Here is an 8,903-nt window from a genome sequence, read left to right as displayed (position 1 = left end):
GATGGAACCATCAAGATTGTGCTGGTTGAAGGCTACGTCGCTCATAGCGATATTAAGAGTAATAATCCCAATATTGCAGAGCGCCTAAAGCGGCTAGCCGCCAAAATCATGGCGGAAAAACCGCTTACCCAGGCCACTTTTGACCGCTATACCCAGCTGATGACGCGTACACCCGGCGTGACCGTTGATGCTAATGCGCAGCTACCGCAAAATATTTATGGCGCCGCGGCCATGCAGGCCACCAGCATCCAGCCGCGAATCTGGGATATCTCTTCAACGCTCGACACGCGGCGCAACCAGAACATGGCGTTCGTCAACGGTTCGCTCAGCAACCTGACCAGCTATGGTGATCAATTAGGTGTCGCAACGCTGATTCCGCTGGATAGCTCGACGCGAAAATCTTATCTCGGGTTGAACTACCAACAGTTTCTCAGCGACGAGGGGCTGATGATGCAGCTGAAAGGCAGTTTTTATCGCGATAATCCGCGCGACTATTCGCGCTTGCTGAACTTTACCGACGGTTACCTGGACTCCCGGCAGAAAACAACGCAATACAACGGCGGTGCAACCTTCAGCTACCCGGTCGTCTTAACCGGGAAACAGCAATTCAGCATTAACGGTGGGATGGACTACACCGACAGACGCAATGACAACAACATCCGCGCGATCGTGAATAACGAAACGCAAGGAGGCGCGACAGTCAAAACGCACGTGCGCTACCCTGCCCTTGAATTTGGCATGAGCGGCTTTCAGGCTTATGAACGCGCCAGCATTAACGGCAAGCTCACGCTGCGCCAAGGGGTGAACGCCGGATCGCTGGCTGATGCCGCGCCGATTCAAGGCAACGACCTGTCCTTTACGCTGTGGAAAAGCAATATTGATGCGGCCTGGATGGTGACCGACACCTGGCGTCTGTCGACGTCGATGGAGGGAGATTGGTCAGATAACGATCTTCCGGAACCGGAACGCGTCAGCTTTGGTGCACAGCGCTTTGGCCGCGGTTATCAGGACGGTGAGGCCAGCGGCGATTATGGCTACGGCGGGCAGGTTGAGCTGCGTTATCTCCATCAGCGCAAGGAGAGCACCTGGGTGGCCACCGTTCAGCCGTACATTCTGGCGGATACCGCGCAGACCTGGTTCAACGCGCCGGGACTTCCGCATCAGCAGCTGGCGTCCGTTGCCACCAGCGTGATGTTTGGTGATAACAAGCACTACAGCCTGACCGTTGAAGCGGCGCGCCCCGTAGGCGATCTGCCAACCGACAATCACAAACGCGACTGGCGGTACAGCCTGACGTTAAGTTGGAATTTCAATAATCTACATTAATTTCGGCATCGCCGTCTGCCCAACATCAATACAGGCCAGCGCCTGCGTTGGGCAGGCCGCTACGCAGGCAGGGCCTTCTTCGCGGTGGCGGCATAAATCACATTTTATCGCCTGAGGACGTGAGTGCTGAACGGCCACCGTCATTGCGCCAAACGGGCACGCTAACATGCAGCTTTTACACCCAATACAGCGCGCCTGGTCAACCCGAACATAACCCGCCTCCCGGGTAATCGCACCGGTTGGGCAGACGTTGCTACACGGCGCATCTTCACAATGGTGGCAGGTGACCGCTGTCGAAAAGGTATCCCCCTTCACCACGCGAATCCGTGGAAGGAAGGCATCCCGCGATACGCTCGCGCACGCTTGCTGCGCCTGGTGAGCCACTACACAGGCCACCTCACAGGTACGGCAACCAATGCACTTCATTGAATCAGCGACAATAAACGGGTTCATTCTCCACTCCGCTGTGGACGATAAACCCTAAGAGTGCCAGAGCAAGCCGCCGCACTGCTTTGATCCGACATGGGTGAGGGACACTTTTTGTGATATGCCAGAACCAATTCAGTCATTTGCCTCAGGCCGAATTGATATGTTCCTTGCAGTACCGCCGCTTCCATGCGGCGGGCGTCAGCCCGGTATGCTTACGAAAAATCTGACGGAAATACCCCACATCAGCAAACCCACACTGCTCTGCCACTTCCTTGAGCGAACGCGCGTGATTACTTAAGAGTTTCTCCGCAGCCCGTACCCGCTGGCGGTGAATTGCCTCTGTCAGAGTCAGGTGAAATACCCGCCGGTACACTCTTCCCAGATAGTCGGCATTACAATGCAGCTCTTTCGCCAGCATTGAGGTCGAGAGCGGTAAATGGTAACGAGTACGAATGAGCTGCTGGGCACGCCACGCCAATGCCGCACCGCCTTCATCCTTCGGTTCCTCTGTTTGTGCCGATAAGGAAATATGCTGCAAAATCAGCAACAAAATAAACTCGAGCGAGGCATTCCGTTGAATTTTTTCCTGCTCGTTGAGGAACTGCCGAAATAGGGTCATTAAATACTGCGGGTCATGCAGCGTAGTCTGCTGAGGAATAGCAAGCTGAGTAACTAGCGGCTGTGGCTGCTCCGACGTATTCACTTCAAAATGTAGCCAATAGAACTTCAGGTCTGAGGGGAAATCCTCAACACCAACATGTCGACGGCCCGGCCACAGTAGCAAACTATCACCCGCACAAACGTGAAAAATACGATCATCTTCCTGGATCGTTAATGTCCCCTTTTCGACAAAAATAACCTCCCATGAGCGCAACCTACGCGCAGGATGACGACCAACGTCTCGCGAGATAAATAAACCGCCGTTTTGTACCTTAATCGGAAGCGCTATGGATAGATTGAGCATAAATATTAAAAATCCCGCTTATTTATGAAATAAAACAAATCTTCTATTTGATTATTAACGATAAATACAATCACACCCGATCATCTTCACACTTTTATTATCAAGTCGGAATTACCCTCTTTTTATACTTCTTTATGAGCTTGTTGGTCATCCTTTTCCAGGCAAAATTAAACAGGTCATGACATTAAAAAAATAACCCTACTGAAAAGAGCCATCTCCACATTGCGAGGAGTACCCCATGACCGCTACACCCATAACCACCAGCGAGATTGTGCCGGGTTCACTGGACGATAAACTATCGATTCGGGAAAAAATCGGCTACGGTCTCGGTGATGCAGGCGGCACCGTTATTACCTGCCTCATCATGAATTTCCTGACTTTTTTCTATACCGATGTCTTCGGTCTCACGCCTGCATTGGTCGGTACCCTTTTTCTGGTACTACGCGTTTTTGATGCCATTTCCGATCCCATCATGGGCGTACTTGCCGACCGTACCCAGAGCCGCTGGGGACGATTTCGCCCTTGGCAACTGTGGATAGCTGTACCCATTGCCATTATTGGCGTGCTGACGTTTACCGTTCCGGACGCCAGCATCGGGATCAAAATCACTTGGGCTTTCGGCACGTATTTACTGCTGTCGGTAAGCTATACCGCTATCAATGTCCCCTACTGTGCGCTCATCAACACCATGACCACGCGCCACAGCGAAGTCATCTCCTGCCAGGCGTGGCGCTTCGTGCTGTGCGGCGTGGCCGGTTTTCTGGTTTCAGTCGGTCTGCCTTGGCTGGTGAAAGCGCTCGGCCAGGGGAATACCGCGCAAGGTTATCAATACGGCGTCGGTGTGCTCTGCACGATTGCTGCCGTCATGTTCCTATGCTGCTTCTTCTGGGTTCGCGAGCGCGTGTCGCTGGATATGATGGGGAGATTCACCCTTCGTGAACACATTGCCGGGCTGCGTAAAAATGATCAGCTGCTGCTCATGCTGGTGATGTCATTCCTGCTGATCAACGTCTTTAATATTCGCGGCGGCGGCTACATGTACTTCATCACCTACGTACTGGGCGGCTCTACCGGTTACACATCACTCTTCTTCACGATGGTGACCTTTGCCTCCATTTTTGGCTCAGTGCTGATAAACCTGCTCTCTCGCCGCTTTGATACCGTCAAACTTTACTACTACACCAACCTGATACTGGCCGCACTCGCCGTTGGCATGTGGTTCTTACCGACCGGACCTGCTTATCAAACGCTCTGGCTGGTCATCATCCTCGGCAACGGCATTATTCTCGGCTTCACCCTGCCGCTGCACTTCTCGCTGATGGCCTTCGCCGATGACTACGGTGAATGGAAAACCGGCGTCCGCTCATCCGGCATGAACTTCGCCTTTAACCTGTTCTTTATCAAGCTCGCCTGGGCATCAAGCGCCGGTATTATCAGCCTGGTCTTTATCTATGTGGCCTATCAGCCGGGCGCGGGAAATCAGACCGCCGAGTCTCTGACGGGGATCACCGCCATGGAAACCCTGCTACCCGCCCTCTTCCACCTGCTGCTGGCGTTCTCGATCCGCGCCTGCCGACTCAATAATCCTATGATGGCGCGTATCGCTACCGACCTTCGCGCCCGTCACGTTCAGTCTTGAGGAGTTTGTCATGTCCGTTATGGAAGTCTGTCTGCATACGTTAAAAGTGAACGACCCGTTTTTCGCCCAGTATCAGCAGCTGGTTCGCGATGTGGTGATCCCCTATCAGTGGGATGCACTCAATGACCGTATCGACGACACAGAACCGAGCCACGCGATTGAAAACTTTCGCATCGCCGCCGGCCTGCAAGACGGTGAGTTTTACGGGATGGTATTTCAGGACAGTGATGTGGCGAAATGGCTGGAAGCCGTTGCCTGGTCCCTATGTCAGAAGCCAGATGTCGAGTTAGAAAAAACCGCCGACGAGGTGATTGAACTGGTGGCGGCCGCCCAGTGTGACGATGGCTATCTCAATACTTACTTTACGGTCAAAGCCCCACAGGAACGTTGGACAAACCTGGCCGAATGCCACGAGCTTTACTGTGCAGGCCATATGATTGAAGCGGGCGTTGCCTTCTTCCAGGCCACCGGGAAGCGCCGTTTGTTAGAGGTCGTCTGCCGTCTATCCGACCACATCTATCAGGTCTTCGGCACCGGGGATAACCAGATCCACGGCTATCCGGGTCACCCGGAAATTGAGCTGGCGCTGATGCGCCTGTACGAAGTCACGCAGGAACCTCGCTACCTGGCGCTGGTGAACTACTTCGTTGAAGAACGCGGTAAGCAGCCGCACTTCTACGACCATGAGTATGAAAAGCGCGGTAAAACGTCCTACTGGAACACCTACGGCACCGCGTGGATGGTGAAAGATAAGCCCTACAGCCAGGCACACCAGCCTATTGCCGAACAGCAAACGGCTATCGGCCACGCGGTGCGTTTTGTCTACCTGATGACCGGCGTCGCGCACCTCGCCCGCTTGAGCAACGATGAAAACAAACGTCAGAACTGCCTACGGCTATGGAACAACATGGCCCAGCGTCAGCTCTACATTACCGGCGGTATTGGCTCCCAGAGCAGCGGTGAAGCTTTTAGCAGCGACTACGACCTGCCGAACGACACGGTTTATGCCGAAAGCTGCGCATCGATTGGCCTGATGATGTTTGCTCGCCGAATGCTGGAAATGGAAGGCGATAGCCAGTACGCCGACGTGATGGAACGCGCGCTGTATAACACCGTGCTCGGCGGAATGGCGCTGGATGGTAAGCACTTCTTCTACGTGAACCCGCTGGAAGTCCATCCCAACACCCTAAAGTTTAACCACATCTACGATCACGTGAAGCCGGTTCGTCAGCGCTGGTTCGGCTGCGCCTGCTGCCCGCCGAATATCGCACGCGTGCTGACCTCTATCGGCCACTATATCTACACCCAGCGTGATGACGCACTGTTTGTAAACCTCTATATCGGCAATAGTACAGAAGTGCCGGTAGGCGAACAGACGCTGCGACTCCGCCTCAGCGGCAACTATCCGTGGCAGGATCAGGTCAAGATCGTGATTGATTCCCCGGATCCGATTACCCACACGCTGGCGCTGCGTCTGCCGGACTGGTGTACGAATCCGCATATCGCGCTAAATGGCCGAGACGTGGCGGGGACGGTGAAGAAAGGTTATCTGCACATCAATCGCACCTGGCTTGAAGGCGATACCCTGACCCTGACGCTACCGATGCCGGTGCGCCGGGTCTATGGTAACCCGCTGGTCCGCCACGTTGCCGGAAAAGTGGCTATTCAGCGTGGGCCGCTGGTTTACTGTCTGGAGCAGGCCGATAATGGTGAAGAACTGCATAACCTGTGGCTGCCTGAAAACGCCTCGTTCTCTGAGCTCGAAGGCAAAGGTATTTTTGCCCACAAAGTGCTGCTACAGGCGCAAGGGGTTAAGCGCACGGCGCAAAACCCGGAACAACAATCGCTGTGGCATTACGATACCGCTCCCGCAACTGCACAAACACAGACTCTGACTTTTATCCCCTGGTTTAGCTGGGCCAATCGTGGCGAAGGTGAGATGCGTATTTGGGTAAATGAAGGGAAATAAGGCCCCCCGCAGCCCGGCAGGATCCTCTTGCCGGGCCAAAAAGATTCCGCCATGATGCCAACAGAGAGTTAACCATCACCATGAGGAATCAGTATGAGCAAGGATGTACCGCCAGTCGTCAGTATCAAACGCGTCAAAGCCTCCGTCATCTACCGCCTGATGCTTATCGGTCTTGCGGTGCCGATGCTGATATTTAGCCTATTTTGCGGCGTGATGGGGATTTTCGGCTACGACATGGTGAAATGGAACAACGAGTCCATCCACGGCATTCTTGCCTTACCGGTGGCGCTGTTCAGCGGCCTGATGGTCACGGTATTCTTTACGGCATTTTTGGGGTCGATCATCTGCCTCGGCCTGTGGATTTACAGCCGCTTCCGGCCTCTGCAGGTCAAAACATTTGATTAAACAGCAGGCCCGGTAAGCGCAGCGCAACCGGGCCTGCTGCTATCTTAGAACAACCCCAACGGTTTATCCGAATAGCTCACCAGCAGGCATTTCGTCTGTTGGTAATGTTCCAACATCATTTTGTGAGTTTCGCGCCCGATACCAGACTGTTTATAGCCACCAAAGGCCGCATGTGCAGGGTAGGCATGATAGCAGTTGGTCCACACGCGCCCAGCCTGAATGCCGCGCCCCACTTTATATGCCAGATTACCGTTACGACTCCAGACGCCCGCCCCCAGGCCATATTGCGTATCGTTTGCCAGGGTCAGTGCCTCTTCCACCGTTTTGAAGGTGGTCACTGCCAGCACCGGGCCAAAAATCTCCTCCTGGAACACGCGCATATTGTTTTGCCCAAACAGGATAGTCGGCTCAAGGTAATAACCTTCTTTCAGCTCGCCTTCCAGCTGCTTGCGCCGCCCGCCGGTCAGCACATCCGCGCCTTCTTTTTTACCAATATCAATGTAGTTGAGGATGGTTTCCATCTGCCCTTGTGAGACCTGAGCGCCCATTTGCGTTACCGCATCCAACGGGTTCCCGCTGCGAATACGCTCGACGCGACGAATGGCTCGTTCCATAAAACGCTCATAGATCGACTCATGAACCAGCGCCCGGCTTGGGCAGGTGCAGACTTCGCCCTGGTTAAACGCAAACAGGGCAAAGCCCTCCAGCGCCTTATCAAAGAAGGTATCTTCCTCGTCCATCACGTCAGCAAAGAAAATGTTCGGCGATTTGCCGCCCAGTTCGAGGGTCACCGGAATAATATTTTGCGTCGCGTACTGCATGATTTGCTGGCCCACTTCCGTTGAGCCGGTAAAGGCGACTTTGGCGATTCGTTTGGAGGTCGCCAGATATTCACCAATTTCGCCACCCGCACCGTTCACCACGTTAATGACGCCTGGCGGCAGCAGGTCACCAATAATTTCCATTAACAGCAAGACGGACAGCGGCGTTAATCGCGCGGGTTTGAGCACAATGCAGTTGCCGGCGGCTAGCGCTGGCGCCATTTTCCAGCTCGCCATCAGCAGCGGGAAGTTCCACGGGATAATCTGCGCCACTACGCCCAAAGGTTCGTGGAAGTGATACGCCACCGTGTCCTTATCCACCTCGCTGATGCCACCTTCCTGCGCGCGAATACAGGAGGCAAAGTAGCGGAAATGGTCGATGGCCAGCGGCACATCGGCGCCGTTGGTTTCCCGAATCGGTTTACCATTATCCCAGGTTTCGGCCGTGGCCAACAGCTCGAGGTTTTGCTCCATACGATCGGCGATTTTCAGTAGGATCGCAGCCCTCTCCTGCACGGAGGTCTGCGCCCATTTATCTTTTGCGCGATGTGCCGCATCCAGCGCCAGATCGATATCACGTGTTCCTGACGAGGCCACCTCACACAGAAGCTGGCCGGTGACTGGCGTGAGATTTTTATAATATTCGCCATCCGCTGGAGCGACCCACTCTCCGCCGATAAAGTTGTCGTAGCGCGTTTTTAACTTAAAGGGAAATCCATATTCGCCGGGCTGAATGCGTGCTGAAGGGGGGTTATTGGTCATGACCATCTCCTTGCTGTGGGAATACTACAAAGGTAGACTGCGCTGGCGAAATATCCGCCAACGACTTACAGCTTTACGACTGCGGTCACGTTATCCGCAGCGCCTTTCAAGGAGTCATAATGGAACACGAGATCCCCGGCGTGGAAGTGCTATTTGTGGCCGGTTTTGGCCCTATCACGCAGAGTACAGATGCCAGCGCCGCGTTTTATCAGGCCACATTAGGCTTGCCGCTCAAAGCGATGGCGGGTAATGAAGAGTACCTGCTTACCGACGTTAATCAGCTGGATGGTGTTAAGCATTTTGCGCTCTGGCCGCTGTCGCAAGCCGCCACATCCTGCTTTGGCCAGGAGCAATGGCCTTCCGACCTGCCAACGCCTCAAGCGTGGATTGAATTTGAAGTTCGTGACATTGCAAGCGCCACCCAGACGCTGCTCGAGAGAGGCTACACACTGTTAATTGCTCACCGCATGGAGCCATGGGGGCAATCCGTCACGCGCCTGCTCAGCCCGGAAGGTTTATTGACCGGGCTCACCATTACGCCATGGATGCGTGAAGAGGTAGAAAACAACGGGTAATGCGTGGTTTCAG

General features: G+C 54.3%; 8 protein-coding genes. 5 read left to right on the top strand and 3 right to left on the bottom strand.

Features of this window, described 5'->3' with window-relative positions; translation table 11 throughout:
- A partial coding sequence (locus tag KCR01S_RS25325) for a ShlB/FhaC/HecB family hemolysin secretion/activation protein (protein WP_061280980.1) occupies nt 1–1,326 on the top strand: 1,326 nt, incomplete at its 5' end.
- Here the strand turns inward: KCR01S_RS25325 and KCR01S_RS05970 are convergent.
- Nucleotides 1,318–1,779 carry a 4Fe-4S dicluster domain-containing protein gene (locus tag KCR01S_RS05970; RefSeq protein ID WP_061280977.1) on the bottom strand — a complete coding sequence of 154 codons (462 nt, stop codon included), beginning with the start codon at nt 1,777–1,779 and terminating at the stop codon, nt 1,318–1,320. The genes KCR01S_RS25325 and KCR01S_RS05970 overlap by 9 nt on opposite strands.
- A 121-nt stretch (nt 1,780–1,900) precedes the next feature.
- Nucleotides 1,901–2,719: an AraC family transcriptional regulator gene (locus tag KCR01S_RS05965; protein ID WP_061280974.1), complete on the bottom strand. Its 819-nt coding sequence runs from the start codon at nt 2,717–2,719 to the stop codon at nt 1,901–1,903.
- A gap of 238 nt (nt 2,720–2,957) precedes the next feature.
- Here KCR01S_RS05965 and KCR01S_RS05960 point away from each other — a divergent pair, with 238 nt between their 5' ends.
- The 3 genes from KCR01S_RS05960 (at nt 2,958) to KCR01S_RS05950 (ending at nt 6,732) form a co-directional block, all read left to right on the top strand.
- On the top strand, nt 2,958–4,358 hold the full coding sequence (locus KCR01S_RS05960) for an MFS transporter (RefSeq protein WP_061280970.1): 1,401 nt from the start codon (nt 2,958–2,960) through the stop codon (nt 4,356–4,358).
- Nucleotides 4,359–4,368: 10 nt separating this feature from the next.
- Nucleotides 4,369–6,327 (top strand): glycoside hydrolase family 127 protein, encoded by a 1,959-nt coding sequence (locus tag KCR01S_RS05955; RefSeq protein WP_061280965.1) that lies wholly within the window; start codon nt 4,369–4,371, stop codon nt 6,325–6,327.
- Between the two features lie 93 nt (nt 6,328–6,420).
- Nucleotides 6,421–6,732: a hypothetical protein gene (locus KCR01S_RS05950; protein WP_061280963.1), complete on the top strand. Its 312-nt coding sequence runs from the start codon at nt 6,421–6,423 to the stop codon at nt 6,730–6,732.
- A 44-nt stretch (nt 6,733–6,776) separates the two neighbouring features.
- Here the strand turns inward: KCR01S_RS05950 and exaC are convergent, their stop codons facing one another.
- Nucleotides 6,777–8,315 carry an acetaldehyde dehydrogenase ExaC gene (gene exaC / locus KCR01S_RS05945; RefSeq protein ID WP_061280959.1) on the bottom strand — a complete coding sequence of 513 codons (1,539 nt, stop codon included), beginning with the start codon at nt 8,313–8,315 and terminating at the stop codon, nt 6,777–6,779.
- A gap of 119 nt (nt 8,316–8,434) precedes the next feature.
- On the opposite strand from exaC, the gene KCR01S_RS05940 reads away from it, so the two are divergent.
- Nucleotides 8,435–8,890: a VOC family protein gene (locus KCR01S_RS05940; RefSeq protein WP_061280956.1), complete on the top strand. Its 456-nt coding sequence runs from the start codon at nt 8,435–8,437 to the stop codon at nt 8,888–8,890.
- Nucleotides 8,891–8,903: the final 13 nt, after the last annotated feature.

This window comes from Kluyvera cryocrescens NBRC 102467 (genome assembly GCF_001571285.1).
In the GTDB taxonomy this organism is placed as follows: domain Bacteria; phylum Pseudomonadota; class Gammaproteobacteria; order Enterobacterales; family Enterobacteriaceae; genus Kluyvera; species Kluyvera cryocrescens.
Note: the sequence above shows the minus strand (reverse complement) of the source record. Positions and strands in the feature narration are given on the sequence as shown.

Bases quoted from the DNA above. Each gene is read 5' to 3' on its own strand.
- KCR01S_RS05970 (WP_061280977.1), bottom strand. From the start codon at position 1,779: ATGAACCCGTTTATTGTCGCTGATTCAATGAAGTGCATTGGTTGCCGT.
- KCR01S_RS05965 (WP_061280974.1), bottom strand. From the start codon at position 2,719: ATGCTCAATCTATCCATAGCGCTTCCGATTAAGGTACAAAACGGCGGT.
- KCR01S_RS05960 (WP_061280970.1), top strand. From the start codon at position 2,958: ATGACCGCTACACCCATAACCACCAGCGAGATTGTGCCGGGTTCACTG.
- KCR01S_RS05955 (WP_061280965.1), top strand. From the start codon at position 4,369: ATGTCCGTTATGGAAGTCTGTCTGCATACGTTAAAAGTGAACGACCCG.
- KCR01S_RS05950 (WP_061280963.1), top strand. From the start codon at position 6,421: ATGAGCAAGGATGTACCGCCAGTCGTCAGTATCAAACGCGTCAAAGCC.
- exaC (WP_061280959.1), bottom strand. From the start codon at position 8,315: ATGACCAATAACCCCCCTTCAGCACGCATTCAGCCCGGCGAATATGGA.
- KCR01S_RS05940 (WP_061280956.1), top strand. From the start codon at position 8,435: ATGGAACACGAGATCCCCGGCGTGGAAGTGCTATTTGTGGCCGGTTTT.